The 17,187-nt window shown below is 59.1% G+C and carries 16 protein-coding genes; 9 read left to right on the top strand and 7 right to left on the bottom strand.

Annotated features, from left to right (window positions below; all coding sequences use genetic code 11):
* Window positions 1-63: 63 nt before the first annotated feature.
* Window positions 64-723, bottom strand: coding sequence for a YciC family protein (locus HBN68_RS10580; RefSeq protein WP_169964005.1), 660 nt, complete (start codon window positions 721-723; stop codon window positions 64-66).
* Between the two features lie 208 nt (window positions 724-931).
* Between HBN68_RS10580 and HBN68_RS10585 the strand changes: the two genes are divergently transcribed.
* The 4 genes from HBN68_RS10585 to HBN68_RS10600 all read left to right on the top strand — a co-directional run bounded on the left by HBN68_RS10585 (window position 932) and on the right by HBN68_RS10600 (window position 4,465).
* Window positions 932-1,408: an NYN domain-containing protein gene (locus tag HBN68_RS10585; protein ID WP_047279101.1), complete on the top strand. Its 477-nt coding sequence runs from the start codon at window positions 932-934 to the stop codon at window positions 1,406-1,408.
* Window positions 1,409-1,436: 28 nt separating this feature from the next.
* Complete coding sequence (locus tag HBN68_RS10590) at window positions 1,437-2,048, top strand: 3'-5' exonuclease (RefSeq protein ID WP_169964006.1); 612 nt, start codon at window positions 1,437-1,439, stop codon at window positions 2,046-2,048.
* A 124-nt stretch (window positions 2,049-2,172) separates the two neighbouring features.
* Window positions 2,173-3,063: a drug/metabolite exporter YedA gene (gene yedA / locus HBN68_RS10595; RefSeq protein ID WP_094992198.1), complete on the top strand. Its 891-nt coding sequence runs from the start codon at window positions 2,173-2,175 to the stop codon at window positions 3,061-3,063.
* Window positions 3,064-3,130: 67 nt separating this feature from the next.
* Window positions 3,131-4,465 carry a DEAD/DEAH box helicase gene (locus HBN68_RS10600; protein ID WP_169964008.1) on the top strand — a complete coding sequence of 445 codons (1,335 nt, stop codon included), beginning with the start codon at window positions 3,131-3,133 and terminating at the stop codon, window positions 4,463-4,465.
* Window positions 4,466-4,506: 41 nt separating this feature from the next.
* Here HBN68_RS10600 and HBN68_RS10605 read toward each other — a convergent pair whose 3' ends face one another.
* Complete coding sequence (locus tag HBN68_RS10605; protein ID WP_094992200.1) at window positions 4,507-5,748, bottom strand: TIGR03862 family flavoprotein; 1,242 nt, start codon at window positions 5,746-5,748, stop codon at window positions 4,507-4,509.
* 284 nt (window positions 5,749-6,032) lie between these two features.
* Complete coding sequence (locus HBN68_RS10610) at window positions 6,033-6,953, bottom strand: histone deacetylase (protein WP_094992201.1); 921 nt, start codon at window positions 6,951-6,953, stop codon at window positions 6,033-6,035.
* Window positions 6,954-7,044: 91 nt separating this feature from the next.
* Between HBN68_RS10610 and HBN68_RS10615 the strand changes: the two genes are divergently transcribed.
* The 3 genes from HBN68_RS10615 to HBN68_RS10625 all read left to right on the top strand — a co-directional run bounded on the left by HBN68_RS10615 (window position 7,045) and on the right by HBN68_RS10625 (window position 9,177).
* Complete coding sequence (locus tag HBN68_RS10615) at window positions 7,045-7,614, top strand: GNAT family N-acetyltransferase (RefSeq protein WP_094992202.1); 570 nt, start codon at window positions 7,045-7,047, stop codon at window positions 7,612-7,614.
* A gap of 106 nt (window positions 7,615-7,720) precedes the next feature.
* Complete coding sequence (locus HBN68_RS10620) at window positions 7,721-8,590, top strand: acyl-CoA thioesterase II (protein WP_169964011.1); 870 nt, start codon at window positions 7,721-7,723, stop codon at window positions 8,588-8,590.
* On the top strand, window positions 8,587-9,177 hold the full coding sequence (locus HBN68_RS10625) for an HAD family hydrolase (protein ID WP_169964012.1): 591 nt from the start codon (window positions 8,587-8,589) through the stop codon (window positions 9,175-9,177). The genes HBN68_RS10620 and HBN68_RS10625 overlap by 4 nt, the downstream gene beginning before the upstream one ends.
* An 85-nt stretch (window positions 9,178-9,262) precedes the next feature.
* Here the strand turns inward: HBN68_RS10625 and HBN68_RS10630 are convergent, their stop codons facing one another.
* The 3 genes from HBN68_RS10630 to HBN68_RS10640 all read right to left on the bottom strand — a co-directional run bounded on the left by HBN68_RS10630 (window position 9,263) and on the right by HBN68_RS10640 (window position 13,446).
* Window positions 9,263-10,156 carry a neutral zinc metallopeptidase gene (locus HBN68_RS10630; protein ID WP_094992205.1) on the bottom strand — a complete coding sequence of 298 codons (894 nt, stop codon included), beginning with the start codon at window positions 10,154-10,156 and terminating at the stop codon, window positions 9,263-9,265.
* A 909-nt stretch (window positions 10,157-11,065) separates the two neighbouring features.
* Window positions 11,066-12,154 (bottom strand): tRNA (uridine(54)-C5)-methyltransferase TrmA, encoded by a 1,089-nt coding sequence (trmA, locus tag HBN68_RS10635; RefSeq protein WP_169964014.1) that lies wholly within the window; start codon window positions 12,152-12,154, stop codon window positions 11,066-11,068.
* Window positions 12,151-13,446 carry an NCS2 family permease gene (locus tag HBN68_RS10640; protein WP_169964016.1) on the bottom strand — a complete coding sequence of 432 codons (1,296 nt, stop codon included), beginning with the start codon at window positions 13,444-13,446 and terminating at the stop codon, window positions 12,151-12,153. Before HBN68_RS10640 ends, trmA begins: the two co-directional genes overlap by 4 nt.
* A 211-nt stretch (window positions 13,447-13,657) precedes the next feature.
* On the opposite strand from HBN68_RS10640, the gene HBN68_RS10645 reads away from it, so the two are divergent.
* Entirely contained in the window at window positions 13,658-14,095 is a 438-nt protein-coding gene (locus HBN68_RS10645; RefSeq protein ID WP_169964018.1) for a DUF4879 domain-containing protein, read from the top strand.
* Window positions 14,096-14,115: 20 nt separating this feature from the next.
* Here the strand turns inward: HBN68_RS10645 and HBN68_RS10650 are convergent, their stop codons facing one another.
* On the bottom strand, window positions 14,116-15,342 hold the full coding sequence (locus tag HBN68_RS10650; protein WP_169964020.1) for an MFS transporter: 1,227 nt from the start codon (window positions 15,340-15,342) through the stop codon (window positions 14,116-14,118).
* A gap of 404 nt (window positions 15,343-15,746) precedes the next feature.
* Between HBN68_RS10650 and HBN68_RS10655 the strand changes: the two genes are divergently transcribed.
* A complete protein-coding gene (locus HBN68_RS10655) occupies window positions 15,747-17,186 on the top strand; it encodes a cytochrome ubiquinol oxidase subunit I (RefSeq protein ID WP_094992210.1) in 1,440 nt (479 codons plus the stop codon).
* Window position 17,187: the final 1 nt, after the last annotated feature.

Genomic DNA, 17,187 nt, shown 5'->3' on the forward strand with positions numbered 1-17,187 from the left:
AAGGCAGAGCATACGCGCCCCATGCGCGGCATCCCACCGTCTAAGTTGTAGGTGAACCTTCTATTACTTATCGGAAGTTTCTCGAATCAGCATAAATAAACGGAAGAGGACCACCGATAAAAACAACTGCAAGAAGCTGTTGATGCTTTCGAGCACCAATGACAACACCGGATTTTCGGCCCGCGGGTACACCGAAAACCCTGTTTCCTTGAGCAGCATCAAGGGTCCGAGTACCGCCAGAATGCACACGAAGATGCGCCAGAAGTGGCCCCGGCTCAGTTCAAAACTCGACTTCAAGGCGGCCAGCGGCGGTTTGTCGCGCAGGACCAGTTGGTATTCGGCAAAGGCAAACACTACGGTCAGGTAGATCCCGGGCACAAAGAACATCGACAGCCCCAGCACGATGAGCAGGGTGCTGATGGCCGCCAGCAACGCGAACTTTGGCCACAGCTGCAACGCTCTGGCCAGCAGGTCACGGTTGCGCGGGCTTTCGCCACGGCTACGCGCGTCGAGAAACAGGATCAGGGCCGCGGTGTAGATGGGGTACACCAGCAAGCCGACGACCAACCCGTAGCCGGGTGACGCATCCGGCCCTGTGGCATGGTCGACGAGTTGTTGCAGCACGGCTTCAAGAATCACCAGCGGCAAGCACAGCGTCGCAATCTGGCCCAGGTTGCGCTGGAAGAAGTACAGGGAGTCGCGAATAACAGTCAGCGGATTCATGGTTCGGTATCAGCATTCAAAAGCGGTGCGCCACTTTAACCGATCAGGCCCGGCATCAAGCAAATGCAAGTGTTTAAGTTGCTGTAAGACGCAGGCGGTATCGGGCGCGGCGGGCGGTTTATCCACGCAAACCTTACGCGGGCTGGCATACTGCCCCCCTTGTTTTCAGTCGTGCGCCCATTTGCCTGGACGCCTTGAGGTGTCCCCTGTGAAAAAAATTGCAGTCTTTGCAGATGTGCAGAACCTCTATTACACGGTTCGCCAGGCGTATGGCTGCCATTTCAATTACGCCGCCCTGTGGGCCGATATCAGCCAACGCGGTGAGATTGTTGAAGCCTATGCGTACGCCATCGACCGTGGTGACAGCAAACAGCAGCAGTTTCAGCAAATTTTGCGCAACCTCGGTTTCACGGTGAAGCTCAAGCCTTATATCCAGCGCAGTGATGGCTCGGCCAAAGGCGACTGGGACGTGGGCATCACCATCGACATCATGGACGCCGCGGCCAATGTGGATGAAGTGGTACTGGCCTCGGGCGATGGCGATTTCGACCTGCTGCTCGAGCGCATTGCCAGCAAGCACGGGGTCGAAACCGTGGCTTACGGCGTGCCGGGCCTGACCGCCAACTCCTTGATCCGCGCGGCCACGCGCTACGTGCCGATTGAAGGCAATTTGCTGCTCAAGTAACGCTCATTTTTTACAGGATTGACCCCGTTTGGAACGTATCGCCGTCATCGACTTTGAAACCACTGGCATTTCCCCGAGCAGCACGTGCCGGGCCACTGAAATCGCTGTGGTGATTCTGGAACAGGGCCGCATTGTCGACCGTTACCAGAGCCTGATGAATGCAGGCGTGCGCGTGCCGGGTTTCATCGAGCAGTTGACGGGTATCAGCAACGCCATGTTGCGCACCGCGCCATCGGCCGAACAGGTGATGAACGAGGTCAACGAATTCGTCGGCATTACCCCGTTGCTGGCGCATAACGCCGCGTTCGACCAAAAATTCTGGGACTTCGAGATGGGCCGCATCAAGCGTACCCGCTTGCAGAACTTTGCCTGCTCGCTGCTGTTGGCGCGGCGTTTGATGCCCGCCGCGCCCAATCACAAGCTTGGTACGCTGACCACGTTTGCCGACCTGCCTCACACCGGCAAGGCGCACCGGGCGATGGCCGACGCCGAAATGGCCGCCAACCTGACCGCACATCTGGCCCGGCAACTGCGCGAACACCACGGTCTGCGTGAGCTGAATCACGATTTGCTGTGCAGCCTGCAAAAAGTGCCGGCCGCCAAGATCAATGACCACCTCAAGCGATACCGCGGTTTCTGATTGTCAGCCTGCGGCTGCAAAACGGTAAAAGTGTACGGCCACTTTTCATGCATTCTGTTACTTCTGCTCCACCCGCCACTTGTCTAGACTCCCAGGTCCCCTGCCTTTGCCTTTGAGCTGAACCATGCCTGCCGCACGTCGTTTCCCGTTGCAATTGATCGGTGCTTTTTTCGCGTTGTATGTGATCTGGGGTTCGACCTATCTGGTGATCCGTATTGGCATTGAGTCCTGGCCGCCATTGATGATGGCCGGGGTGCGTTTCCTCGTGGCGGGCAGCTTGATGTATGCGTTCATGCGCTGGCGCGGATCCCCACGCCCAACGTGGGTACAGTGGCGTTCGGCAGCAATGATCGGCTTTTTGCTGTTGGCTTGCGGCAATGGTGGCGTGACGCTGGCTGAGCATTCGGGCGTGGCCTCAGGGGTGGCAGCGTTAGCCGTGGCCACTGTGCCGCTGTTCACCTTGCTGTTCGGCTATTTTTGGGGGGCACGCAATACCCGGCTGGAATGGGCCGGGATCGTGCTCGGGTTGATCGGTATTGCCATGCTCAACCTCGGCTCCAACCTGCAAGCCAGTCCGCTGGGGGCGGCGATGATTTTATTCGCAGCGGCGGCATGGGCGTTTGGTTCGGTCTGGAGCCGCCATTTGCCTCTTCCTGCGGGGCCAATGGCCAGCGCTGCAGAAATGCTCACTGCCGGCGCTGTGTTGCTCATTGGCAGCCTGGTGAGTGGGGAGCGTCTGACCCATATGCCGACGGCTGCCGGGTGGGGCGCCTTACTGTACCTGGTGTTTTTCGGCTCGATCATCGCCTTCAGTGCTTACATGTATTTGCTCAAAAACGTACGTCCGGCAGCGGCCACCAGCTACGCCTATGTCAACCCGGCTGTGGCGGTGATGCTCGGCATCGCCTTTGCGGGCGAGACCATCGGTTTCGAAGAGTGCCTGGCGATGGCGGTCATCATCAGCGCTGTGGTGTTGATCGGGTTGCCGCAGTGGCGCAAGCAGAAACCCGTCTGAATTAGGGTAAACTGCGCGCCATTGCAACGTATGCACCCACGCGCTGACCTTTTTCGACGGTATCCCCATGACATTCGCCTCCCTTGGCCTGATCGAACCCTTGCTGCGCGCCCTTGAGACGCTCGGCTACCAGACCCCGACCCCGGTTCAGGCACAAGCCATTCCCGCCGTGCTGGCGGGGCGCGACCTGATGGCCGCCGCCCAGACCGGCACCGGTAAAACCGGTGGCTTTGCCCTGCCGCTCTTGCAGTCGTTGACCATGGAAGGCCCGAAAGTCGCCAGTAACGCCGTGCGTGCGCTGGTGCTGGTGCCGACCCGCGAGTTGGCCGAACAGGTTCACGAAAGCATTCGCCAGTACGCCGAACACCTGCCCCTGAGCACCTACGCGGTGTATGGCGGCGTCAGCATCAACCCGCAAATGATGAAAATGCGCAAAGGTGTTGATGTGTTGGTGGCCACGCCGGGTCGGTTGCTTGATCTGTATCGCCAGAAAGCGATCAAGTTCAACCAGCTGCAAACCCTGATTCTGGACGAAGCCGATCGCATGCTCGATCTGGGCTTCAGCGAAGAACTGCGTGACATCTACCGCGCCTTGCCAAAAAAGCGTCAGACCCTGTTGTTCTCGGCCACGTTCTCGGATGCGATCCGGGCGCTGGGCGAGCAAATGCTCGATAACCCGCTGAGCATTGAAGTCAGCCCGCGTAACGTTGCGGCCAGCAGCGTCAAGCAATGGGTGATCCCGGTCGACAAGAAACGCAAAGCCGAGCTGTTCCTGCATTTGCTGCGCACCCAGCGCTGGAAGCAGGTGCTGGTGTTCGCCAAAACCCGCAATGGCGTAGATGACCTGGTGGGCAAACTGCAAGCGCTGGGCATCAACGCTGACGGCATCCATGGCGATAAACCGCAGGCAACGCGTCAACGGGCGCTGGATCGCTTCAAGGCCAGTGACGTGCAGATTCTTGTGGCCACCGACGTGGCGGCCCGTGGTCTGGACATCGAAGACCTGCCGCTGGTGGTCAACTTCGACCTGCCGATCGTGGCCGAAGACTACATCCATCGCATTGGCCGTACCGGCCGCGCCGGTCAGAAGGGCGAGGCGATTTCGCTGGTGTGTGCCGATGAAGTGAACATGCTCTCGGCCATTGAGATGCTGACTCGCCAGACCTTGGCGCGTCATGAAGAGCAGGACTTCGAGCCTGAGCACCGCGTGCCCGAAACGGATGCCTCGGGTCAGGTGATCAAAAAGCCGAAGAAGCCTAAAAAGCCGAAAACCTCAGGCGGTGGCGGTAAGCGTAACCTGGGCAAATGGGTCGATAGCGGTGAAGTGGCCCCGGCCGAACCGACGGTCAAGCCTGTGCGTAAAGTACCCGTGTTCAATACGGGCCCGCGCAAACGCAAGTAAGGTTTTAACCGCTACCTCGGGCTGCCGGGTAGCGGTTTAATTCAGGCCTGATGGTGCAACCAGCTTAATACCCCCAACCCGGCGGCGCGGCCACTGGCGAAACAGCCGGTGAGCAAATAGCCGCCAGTGGGCGCTTCCCAGTCCAGCATCTCGCCTGCGCAGAACACCCCCGGCAACTGTTTGAGCATCAAATGCTCGTCCAGCGCCTCAAAGGGTACGCCGCCTGCGCTGCTGATGGCCTCGTCCAGCGGACGTGGCGTGATCAGTTGCAATGGCAGCGCTTTGATCGCACGCGCCAGTTGGGCAGGGTTCGTGAAACATTCGGCGGGGGCCAATTCGCGCAGCAGCGCTGCTTTTACTCCGTCCAGCCCGAGCTGGCTGTGCAGATGCTTGCTCATCGAGCGTGAGCCGCGCGGTTTGGCCAGCGCCTTTTCCACGTTATCCACAGCCTTGCCCGGTAACAGGTCGATCAGAACCGTGGCTGCCCCTTGCTGGTTGATCGCTTCTCGAATCGGTGCCGACCACGCGTAAATCAGGCTGCCTTCTATACCACTGGCCGTGATCACGCATTCACCCAAACGCGGGCTGTGATGCTCCAGTGCGAGGGCGATATTTTTCAGCGGCGCACCGGCGAATTTGTTGCGCAATACCTCGCTCCAACCTGCCACCTCAAACCCGCAGTTGCTGGGTTGCAGCGGCGCCAGCGCGACACCGCGCTCAGCCAGCAGCGGCATCCACGCCCCATCGGACCCGAGCCGCGCCCAACTGCCGCCTCCCAGTGCCAAAACCGTTGCGTCGGGGGTGATGTGTTTTTCACCTTCCGGGCTGTCGACGCGCAATGCGCCATCGGGCAGCCAGCCTAACCAGCGATGGCGGGTGTGGATAACGACACCGGACTCGCGCAAACGCTTGAGCCAGGCGCGTAAAAGCGGCGCGGCTTTCATGTCGGTGGGGAACACCCGGCCCGAGCTGCCAACGAAGGTCTCGATCCCTAGCCCGTGAATCCACCGGCACAGCGCATCGGCATCAAAGGCACGCAACAGTGGCGCAATCTGTGGCGCCCGTTCGGCATAGCGTGAAAGAAAGGCAGGGTACGCTTCGGAATGGGTGATGTTCATGCCCCCGACCCCGGCCAGTAAAAACTTGCGCCCAACCGACGGCATGGCGTCGTACACATCAACGCGCACACCCGCCTGACTCAGCACTTCTGCGGCCATAAGGCCCGCCGGGCCACCGCCAATAATGGCAACATGAGGGGGAAGGGAAGTGATGGCGTCAGTCATGGCAAGCTGCAAATCGGCGAAATAAGCGGCGCATTCTACCTGACTGCGCAAACCCGTAGTCGCTGCCCAGGCATGAGGCCGTGATCGGCCATCACGTCGCGTTAATTACTCACCGCGACGTCACGGCTCACGCGCCCGGTGCAGAGCGGCCCGGCAGCGGTTTTAGCCTGTGGCGACTGGATCTGTATGAAAAACACACAGCGCCTTGCAGGCCCCGTTCTGTATGGGCTGCAAGGGCTTTCACTCAGGTTATCCACAAGCAGCTCCACAGGCATTGTGGGTAATTAATCGCAGCCCATTGAGCGCCAGACGCTGTGCGCGCTGTGATGCAAAATCCCATGGCGGCGCGCGAGCGCTTTACGGTCTTTGCTGTAGCCACCGCCGATTACCCCGACCACCGGTATGTCACGGCCCAGACAATGGCGCAGGACGGCTTCGTCACGCGCCGCGAGGCCTGCGTCAGTCAGTTTCAAATACCCCAACGCGTCATCCTGGTGGACATCGACCCCGGCGTCGTACAACACCAAGTCCGGCTGGTACAGCGGCAATAAGTAATTCAGCGCTTCATCCACTACTTGTAAATAGGCCGCATCGCCCATACCCATGGGCAGGCCAATGTCCCAGTCGCTTTGCGCCTTGCGCGCCGGAAAGTTCTTTTCGCAGTGCAGCGAAACAGTAACCGCCTCTGGCGTAGATTCCAGAATGCGGGCCGTGCCATCACCTTGGTGCACGTCGCAGTCAAAAATCAGCACGCGACTTACGCGCCCGCTTTCCAGCAAATAACGGCTGATGACTGCCAGATCATTGAAGATGCAAAAGCCCGCAGGGTGATCGTAGTGCGCGTGATGGGTGCCACCGGCCAAGTGGCAGGCCAAGCCGTGGCTCAATGCCTGTTCCGCGGCGAGCAAGGAGCCGCCGACTGCGCGAATCGTGCGCCGCGCCAGGGCTTCGCTCCAGGGCAGGCCCAGACGACGCTGATCTTCACGCGCCAGCTCGCCCGCCATGTAGCGCTCGATGTACGCCGGATCATGGGCGAGGGCGAGGATATCCACAGGGCATAGCTCGGGGCGAAGCAGGTCGGTGTCCCGGGTCAGCCCGGTTTCCACCAGGTGGTCGCGCAGCAGGCGGAATTTATCCATTGGGAAACGATGCTCGGGCGGGAACGCCGGGCTGTAGTCATCGTGATAAATCAGCGGTAAAGGCATGGGGATTTCACGTCGGAACGAGCGCCGGATCTTAACAGCGCGGTACACTGCCCGACAGATGAAAAGCCCGGTCATCAATCGGAGGGGTTTGATGGAGCAAATTCAGGAGCTCGAAAGTGCCCGTCTGCGCTTGCGTCCCTGGCGCGACACGGATCTGGCAGAGTTCGCTGCCATGTGCGCCGATCCCCAGGTCATGCGGTATTTTCCGGGGCTGCTTACTCGCCTCGAAAGTGCTGCCATGATTGGCCGTATTCGCGGTCACTTTGCTGAATATGGTTACGGGCTGTGGGCACTGGAGCGTAAAGACACGGGTGCGTTTATCGGCTTTACCGGTTTATGGAACGTCGGGTTCGATGCACCGTTCACGCCGGCTGTCGAGATTGGCTGGCGCCTGGCGCCCGAACATTGGGGGTTGGGCTACGCCAGTGAAGCCGCCTGGGCAGTGTTGCGCTGCGCGTTTGACCGACTGGCGCTGGATCAAGTGGTGTCTTTTACCACCGAGGCCAATTTGCCTTCGCAAAAAGTGATGCAGGCCATCGGTATGCAGCGTGACCTGGCGGGAGATTTTGAACACCCGAAGCTCCCGGAGGGGCATGCATTGCGGCCCCACGTGCTGTATCGGATCAGTCGGGCGCAATGGTTGGAAACACTGCACGGATAAGCAGGCAAATGACTTTCAAGTTGTAGGTTAGGCGGCGAGTGCCGAATTTTGTTTGACCGTCGCAGCGAAGATTGCGCCGGTATTGCTCTGTGTGAGGAAAAACTGAATGAGCCAAGTGTTGGATGATCTGGTCAATTTGCTGACCCTGGAACCGATCGAAGAGAACCTCTTTCGCGGCCGCAGTCAGGACTTGGGCTTTCGCCAGTTGTTCGGCGGTCAGGTGCTCGGCCAATCGTTGTCCGCCATGAGCCAGACGGTTGAAGACGTCCGGCACGTGCATTCGATGCATGGTTACTTCCTGCGGCCCGGCGATGCCGGACTGGCCGTGGTGTATCAGGTCGACCGGGTGCGCGATGGCGGCAGCTTCAGCACGCGCAGGGTGACGGCGATCCAGAAGGGCCAGCCGATTTTTACCTGCAGCGCGTCGTTTCAATACGATGAAGGCGGATTCGAGCATCAGATTCCGATGCCCCAGGTGGTCGGCCCTGAGAATCTGCCCTCCGAGCTGGAGCTGATCCGTCAGCGCGCGCACCTGATTCCTGAGGCCATGCGCGAAAAACTGCTGTGTGCCAAACCCATCGAATTCCGTCCGGTGGTGGGGGAAGACCCGTTCAACCCCAAGGTCTGCGACCCGATCAAGTACGTCTGGTTTCGGGCCGACGGCGCGCTGGCCGATACCCCCGCGCTGCATAAGTACCTGCTGGCTTACGCCTCGGACTTCGGCTTGCTGACCACCTCGCTGCTGCCTCATGGCAAAGGCGTGTGGCAAAAAGACATGCAAGTGGCCAGCCTCGACCACGCCCTGTGGTTCCACGCAGACCTGCGTGCTGACGACTGGTTGCTGTATGCCATGGACAGCCCTTGGGCAGGCAACTCCCGTGGCTTCTCCCGCGGCAGCGTGTATAACCGCGCCGGGCAGTTGGTGGCATCGGTCACTCAGGAAGGTTTAATTCGCCATCGCAAGGACTGGGCATGACGCTAAAAGATGTAAAGCATTGGGTGTTCGACATGGACGGCACGCTAACCGTGGCGGTGCATGACTTCCAACTGATTCATCGCGAACTGTGTATCCCGGACGATGAAGACATCCTTACTCACCTCGCCGGTTTGCCGCCCGCCGAATCGGCCGAAAAGTACGCCTGGCTGCTGGAGCACGAGCGTGAGCTGGCGCTGGCCTCGAAAGCGGCCCCTGGCGCGGTCGAGTTGGTTCTCGATCTCGTCGAGCGCGGCGTGCGTTTAGGCGTGTTGACCCGCAACGCACAGGAACTGGCGCGCATCACCCTCAAGGCCATCGGTCTTGAGCAATGTTTCGCGGCTCAAGACGTGTTGGGGCGTGACAACGCAGCGCACAAACCCGACCCCGATGGCCTGCTGAAACTGGCCAAAGCGTGGAACGTTGAGCCTGCGCAGATGGTGATGGTAGGGGATTTCCGTTTTGACCTTGAGTGCGGGCGTGCTGCTGGCAGCAAGACTGTGCTGGTCAACGTCCCTGAAAACCCGTGGCCCGGTCTGGCCGACTGGCACGCCAGGGATTGTTTTGAACTGCGGCGTTTGTTGGCCTGACCTCGGCCAGTCTCACGTGTCACATGCGCAGCCCGATAGCCGCTACTTGTCAGCGGCTTTGCGGGTTGCGATATTTTTAAAACCGTTACAGGCTCGGTGCGGAAAAGGTGTCGCACTGATTAATGTCGCCATGCGCGAAACCGGTCTTGAACCACTTCACCCGTTGCGCCGAAGTACCGTGGGTAAAGGAGTCTGGCACTACGCGCCCTTGGCCTTGTTGCTGCAAACGGTCATCACCAATGGCGTTTGCCGCGTTCAGCGCTTCCTCAATGTCACCCGGCTCCAGCCAGTTCAAGCGTTTTTGCGCAATGCTGGCCCACACGCCTGCCAGACAGTCCGCTTGTAATTCCTGACGTACCAGCAAACCGCCATCGCCTTTCATGGGTTTGCCTTGCTGACGGGCCATTTGCATTTTCGACGATACGCCCAACAACGTTTGCACGTGATGGCCCACTTCATGGGCAATCACATACGCCTGGGCAAAATCCCCTGCGGCTTGAAAGCGCTGAGCCATCTCCTGGAAAAAGCTCATGTCCAGGTAGACTTTCTGGTCGGCTGGGCAGTAAAAAGGTCCGCTGGCGGAGGAGGCAGAGCCGCACGCCGAGTTGATCTGACCACTGAACAACACCAGGGTCGGGTCTTTATAGGTGCGGCCAGACTGCTGAAAGACCTGACGCCATGTGTCTTCGGTGTCGCCCAGCACGGCACGCACGAACTCGGCTTGTTGATCGTTGGCAGGCGGCGCATGGCCTGTTTGTTGCGAGACCTGCGGCGATGATTGCTCCGTCAACTGGCCGCTCAACTGCCCGAGAATTTGCAGGGGGTCCTGCCCGGTCAGCAAGCCGAAACCGACGATGACCACAACGGCCATCAGGCTCAAGCCTTTACCGCCCCCGATGCGCATCCCGCCGCCGCCTCCGGTACTTTGATCGCGCACGTCTTCCACGTTGTCGCTACGCCGGCCTTTTTTCCAAAGCATGGAGGTTTCCTCTATCAATCGTTTTCATAAGTGTTGTTGCTGACGGAGGGCTGCGCCAGCCCGGCTGTCAGACGCTCTTGCACAGACCGCGGAGTGTGGCACTTAGTGCTATGACGCCGCAGTGATAAGTTCAGGTAGATGGCAGTCACCCTGAGGGTCAATCGAAAAACATTCTCGAGAAAAACTAAAAGGGGCCGCTTTCCTTCATGCTCCAGGGAGCCGGTTTTTCGGGGATGGATCTCAGCGGCTTGTTCCTCGGGGAAGTGACCTGCCTAAGGTTGAGCATGGACGAAAAGCTCAAATCGACAACTCACTCTGTTTCCTTTGCGGCAAGCCAAGAAACCCTGGTAGAAGCCGAGGATGAACGGGCAAGGCATGGAACCCCATGCAAGGGTCGGAAAACAGCGCAAGCCCTGAAGCAGACGCTTTTCACGCTGCCCTGACGGGGTCAGGGCATTGGTCGTCTCAACGTGATTGAGGGACTGGCCTCCGTTGCAGCTTCACGCTGAATTGAAATTTCTGACGGCTTATTACAGACGTATCGTTCTAGATCGTTGGCCTATGTCACGCAGTGTCTTCAGACGCATGCCTCAGTATTTTTCTGCGTATTGACGAAAGGCTTGCTGCGAAGCGTCAAGAAAGACGTCACTGCTGACGCTTAACCAGAGAATAGCCAAGGCCCCGAACAGCGGTGGGCGGTGCTGGGCGGTTAGGGTTTGGCCGTAAGAAGTGGCAGTGGAGTCCCCGAGCGCAGGGTGCAAACGACGTTAAAAAACGTACTCGGCGGAGTGCCGGGGCAGGGGGAAGGTTTTACGAACGCTTCGCGTCCGATTACAACCTCGGGGCTCTTGAGCGACGACAGGTGAGCTTGTGTAGTCGCTCAAGAGCCCCGAGGTTTTTTACAGCCGCTTACCGGCGAACCAGCAGCACACCGGATTCCATGTGGTGGGTCCACGGGAATTGGTCAAACACCGCGCAACGCTCGATGCGGTGGGTGTCGTGCAGTTGGGCGATGTTCTCGGCCAGGGTCAGCGGGTTACACGAGATATACAGAATGTTGTCGAAGCGTCGGGTCAGTTCGCAGGTGTCCGGGTCCATGCCAGCACGGGGCGGGTCAACGAACACACTGCCAAAGTCGTAGCTTTTCAGGTCAATGCCCTGCAAACGCCGGAACGGACGCACTTCATTCAGCGCCTCGGTCAACTCTTCAGCCGACAACCTGACCAGCGTGACGTTATCCACAGCGTTGTCGCTGAGGTTGTTGAGCGCGGCATACACTGAGGTCTTGCTGATTTCAGTGGCCAGCACTTTGCGCACACGGGTGGCCAGCGGCAAGGTGAAGTTGCCGTTGCCGCAATACAGCTCCAGCAAGTCATCCGAACGCTCGCCGAGCGCCTCGTAGGCCCAATTGAGCATCTTTTGGTTCACCGTGCCGTTAGGCTGGGTGAACGCGCCTTCAGGCTGTTGATAACTGAAGGTGCGACCTGCCACCTCAAGTTTTTCCACCACATGATCGCGCCCGATCACGACACGCTTGCCTTTGGAACGGCCAATCACGCTGATGTCGAGGTCTTGAGCCAGCTGTTCGGCTGCCTGTTGCCAGTGCTCATCCAGCGGGCGGTGGTAGCACAACGTGACCATCGCATCGCCTGCGAGGGTGGTCTGGAACTCCACCTGAAACAGCTTGTGGCTCAACGCGGAGCTGGCTTTCCAGGCGGCCTTGAGCTGCGGCATCAACTGATTGATCCGCAGGCTGGCAATCGGAAAATCTTCGATCAGGATCGGCGTGCGTTTGTCTTCCGGGGAAAACATCGCGTAGTGACGCTCGCCGGCTTCGCGCCACAGGCGGAACTCGGCGCGCAGACGAAAGTGTGTCATCGGCGAGTCGAAGACTTGAGGTTCCGGCGCGTCGAACGGCGCCAGCAACTCGCGCAGACGGTTGGCCTTGGCCTCCAGCTCTACGGCGTACGTTGCAGAATCAAACGGCAAGGCACTCATGCGTTAAACCAACCCAATTTGACCACGAACAAGACCGACAGAATGATTAATGGCGCATTCAGCTCGCGGGCGCGGCCCGACAGCAACTTGATCACTGTCCAGGAAATGAAGCCGAAGGCGATACCGTTGGCGATGGAATACGTGAACGGCATGGCCAGCGCGGTAATGACCACGGGCGCGGCAACGGTCACGTCGTCCCATTCGATCTCGGCCAGGCCGCTCATCATCAGCACGGCCACGAACATCAGGGCTGGCGCGGTGGCGAATGCCGGTACGCTGGCGGCCAAGGGCGAGAAGAACAGTGCCAGCAAGAACATGATGCCGACCACGATGGCGGTCAGACCGGTACGGCCCCCGGCGCTCACGCCAGCAGCCGATTCGATGTAGCTGGTGGTGGTGGAGGTACCCAGCAACGAACCGGCCATGGCCGCGGTGCTGTCAGCAATCAGGGCACGGCCCATTTTCGGCATATGGCCGTCTTTGCCCATCAGGCCTGCACGCTTGGCAACCCCGATCAGGGTGCCCGAGTTGTCAAACAGGTCAACGAACAGGAACGCAAAGATCACGCTGACCAGGCCGATGTCCAGCGCGCCTTTGATGTCCAGTTGCAGGAAGGTTGGGGCCAGCGAAGGCGGCATCGACATCACACCACCGAACGCGGTCACGCCCATCAGGATAGAGGCGACGGTCACGCCCAGAATGCCGATCAGCACTGCGCCCCGAACTTTCATGGCTTCCAGCGCCACGATCACGGCAAAGCCCAGCGAAGCCAGGATGACTTTTGGTTGAGTCAGGTCGCCCATGCCGACCAGTGTGGCCTGGTTGGCCACCACGATGCCGGCGTTACCCAGTGCGATCAGCGCCAAAAACAGGCCGATACCGGCGGCAATCGCTGAGCGCAGGGGCAGCGGAATGCTGTTGATGATCCATTCGCGGATGCGAAAAATCGACAGCAGGAAGAACAATACGGCGGAAATGAAGACGGCACCCAGCGCAACTTGCCAGGTGTGACCCATGTGCAGGACCACGGTGTAGGTGAAGAAGGCGTTCAGGCCCATGCCCGGAGCCAGCGCAATCGGGTAGTTGGCGATGATGCCCATGATTGCCGAACCGATGGCGGCCGCCAGGCAGGTTGCGACAAACACTGCGCCTTTATCCATGCCGGTTTCGCCGAGGATGCTCGGGTTTACGAACAGGATATAGGCCATTGCCAGAAACGTGGTGATCCCCGCAAGGATCTCGGTACGCACGTTGGTGTTGTGTGCCTTGAGTTGAAACAGCCTTTCCAGCATGCCAGTCCCCGTGGCGCCCCCAGGCGCCGTCATTAAATCGTTTTCAACAGCAAAGCACAGACTTGTAACGCCTGAAGTTTTTCTGTCTGTCGGAAAAAGCCGCGCATCATACCAGCAGCTTCAGCGTATGGCTGCTTTGGTTTGGGTGAGCGGCGATGTTTTGTAACGTCTGGGTGACAGGCATACTGTGTGCCAGTTTTTCGGGGGGCTTATGACACGCACTATCAAATCTGTTTTGGCTTGTTTGAGCCTGTTCCTCAGCGCAGGCCTCAATGCGGCACCCGCGCTGCCCTTGAGTGCGCTCGAAGTTTTGCAGGTGGTGTCTAAGACGGGCGCGACAGAGGAGGTGCGTGGTAATGAGAAAACCCGTAGAGCGCACCATGGCGCCACTATCAAGGTGCATGTGCTGGAGCGGGGTTATGGCAGTAACCAGCCGTGGGTAACCTTCAATGGGCATGAGGTAGATGGCACGCGCACACCGGTGTGTAACCGGGGTGAGGGGCTTGTGACCTGTAATGGTGCAGGCACCACAGTGGGTTACCTCTATACCTTCACGTTTCGTAACACCGATGGCGGGTGGTTCGAGTTTACTAACACCTCGCTGGTGCCACCGCATAACCGGCTGAGTGCACGCCTCTATATAAAGTAGCTGCTCCCAATCGGTAGCGACTACAGGGCTTTTTCTTCTAGCATCCGGTCGCGCCTGGCCAACCCGGGGAACAGTTTTATCCACAGCCCGGTGACGACCAGCGTTCCGAGGCCGCCCAACACCACCGCTGGCACGGTGCCCAACCAATGAGCCGTTGCGCCTGACTCGAACTCGCCCAGTTGGTTAGACGCGCCGATAAACAGGCCATTGACCGCGCTTACGCGACCGCGCATTTCATCCGGGGTTTGCAGTTGCACAAACGATGCGCGAATCACCATGCTGATCATGTCCGCCGCGCCAAGCACGACGAGTACTGCCATTGAGAACCAGAACGATGTCGACAGCCCGAAAGCGATGGTTGCGACGCCGAACACGCCCACGGCTGTAAACATGATGCGCCCGACCTTGCGCTCCACCGGGAAACGGGCCAGCCACAGGGACATCAGCAGCGCACCGACTGCCGGTGCCGATCGCAGCATGCCCAAGCCCCACGGCCCGGTAAGCAGGATGTCTTTGGCAAATACCGGCAACAGCGCCGTCGCGCCGCCCAGCAGCACGGCAAATAAGTCCAGCGATATCGCGCCCAGCACATCCGGGTGACGGCGGATAAAGCGAATGCCCCCCAGCAGTGAGTCCAACGGGGCTTTGCCTTTGTTCAATGCCGCTTGCCGTGCAGGCAAGTTGCTCATCAACAGCGCAGCAATGAAGTACAGCGCGACGGCAGGGCCATACACCCAGACACTGCCAAAGGCGTAGAGCAAACCGCCAAACGCCGGGGCAATAATGGTGGCCGATTGTTGCGCGGCCTGTGCCGCCGCCACCGCGCGGGGGAACAGGCTGGCGGGCACGATGGAGGGCAGCAGCGCCTGTGTGCTGGGCATTTCAAAGGAGCGGGCGCTGCCCAACAGGAACGCCAGGAGAAAAATCATTTCCCGCGTGACGTTGTCGGTTGCACTGCTGATGGCCAGCGCCAGCGCAATCATGCCCTGCAGGGTTTGGCAAAGCGCAGCGACTTTGCGCCGGTCATAGCGATCCGCCACATGCCCGGTGTGCAACATAAACAGCACACGCGGAGTGAACTCAATGAGACCGACCCAGCCCAGGTCCATGACGTTGCCAGTGAGCTGATACAAGTTCCAGCCGATGGCCACGGTCAGCATTTGAAAGGCACTGGCAGTAAAGATGCGGGCAAACCAAAAGGCGATAAACGGACGGTGATGGCGAAGTAATAAAGGCGGGTGATTCATTAAACGGCCGTCACTGCGGGTAAAGGAGGTGGCGAGGTTATCATTAAGTTGTAACAAGTAATGACGCAAAAAGGGGGCCGTAAAGCGGACAAACGGCAAGCGCGAAAACCTTCCAAAACGATTACCTGCATTTCTTGCAAAGGTCTATTCCGGGGCCTGGGACATCCTGTCACGCGACAACAAACCACATTAGCCGCTCGCCAGGAATGGACTACTCTTTCAGCATTGCTTGATCCAGATCAAAACACCTCACGTTTAATCTGGAGTGGCCAGCCGGCCAGATCCCCTTCGTGTTGTGGTTGAAAGAGCGAACGCCGATTCGTGGTGCCACGGCCTGCGGGACAGTTGGATACAGGCGCCGTGCCTGTGTTCTGAACGACCTGATACCTGATAGAGGATGGCTTATGTTCGGTTTGGAGGCTTTAGATCTCGCCCGAATTCAGTTTGCGTTTACCGTATCGTTCCACATTATTTTTCCCGCCATTACCATCGGTCTCGCCAGTTACCTGATGGTGCTTGAAGGGATGTGGCTGAAAACCCGTGACGATACCTACCGCGATCTGTATCACTTTTGGTCGAAGATTTTCGCTGTCAACTTTGGTATGGGCGTGGTTTCCGGCGTGGTCATGGCGTATCAGTTCGGCACGAACTGGTCGCAGTTTTCCGACTTCGCAGGGTCTGTCACCGGGCCTCTGCTGACCTATGAAGTGCTCACTGCGTTCTTCCTTGAAGCCGGGTTTTTGGGCGTCATGCTCTTCGGCTGGAACCGCGTGGGTCGCGGCATGCACTTCTTCTCGACCGCGATGGTGGCCCTCGGGACACTGGTGTCGACCTTCTGGATTCTGGCATCCAACAGCTGGATGCAAACCCCGCAGGGCTACGAGATCATCGACGGCCGGGTGATTCCGGTGGACTGGCTGGCGGTGATTTTCAACCCGTCGTTCCCGTACCGTCTGGCGCACATGGCGACGGCCGCATTTGTGGCCACGGCGTTCTTCGTCGGTGCTTCGGCAGCCTGGCACCTGTTGCGCGGTCGTAACACACCGGCCATACGTCGGATGTTCTCCATGGCTATGTGGATGGCGCTGGTGGTTGCTCCGCTGCAAGCCTTTATCGGCGATGCCCATGGCCTGAATACGCTGAAGTATCAGCCTGTGAAAATCGCGGCGATTGAAGGTCACTGGGAGAACAAACCCGGCGAACCTACGCCACTGATCCTGTTCGGCATCCCGAACATGAAAACCGAAACCACTGATTACAAGATTGAAGTGCCGTACCTAGGCAGCCTGATCCTCACCCACAGCCTGGATAAACAAATCCCGGCGATGAAGGATTACCCGGCCGCCGACCGTCCGAACTCGACCATTGTGTTCTTCAGCTTCCGCATCATGGTCGCGCTGGGGATGCTCATGATCTTCATCGGGCTGTGGAGCCTCTGGCTGCGCAAGCGGGGCACGCTGTACGAGAACCGCTGGTTCTTGCGTCTGGTGTTGTGGATGGGACCGTCCGGCCTGATCGCCATTCTGGCAGGCTGGTTTACCACTGAGATCGGTCGTCAACCGTGGGTTGTTTACGGGTTGATGCGCACTGCTGATGCGTCCTCCAATCACAGCGTGACGCAGATGAGCATCACCCTGATCCTGTTTGTGCTGGTCTACTTCTCACTGTTTGGTGTTGGTCTGGGCTACATGATGCGTCTGGTGCGCAAAGGTCCGGTCACCCATGAAGGGGATGAGCGCCCGTCGGGTGGTCCAGGTCAGCAACGCACGCCTGCCCGTCCTTTGTCTGCTGCCGACGAAGGCACAGAAGAAGGCTACAGCGACAGCCTGAACAAGGGGAATTGAG

The sequence above is a fragment of the Pseudomonas sp. WS 5078 genome (assembly GCF_012985745.1).
Lineage (GTDB): Bacteria > Pseudomonadota > Gammaproteobacteria > Pseudomonadales > Pseudomonadaceae > Aquipseudomonas > Aquipseudomonas lundensis_A.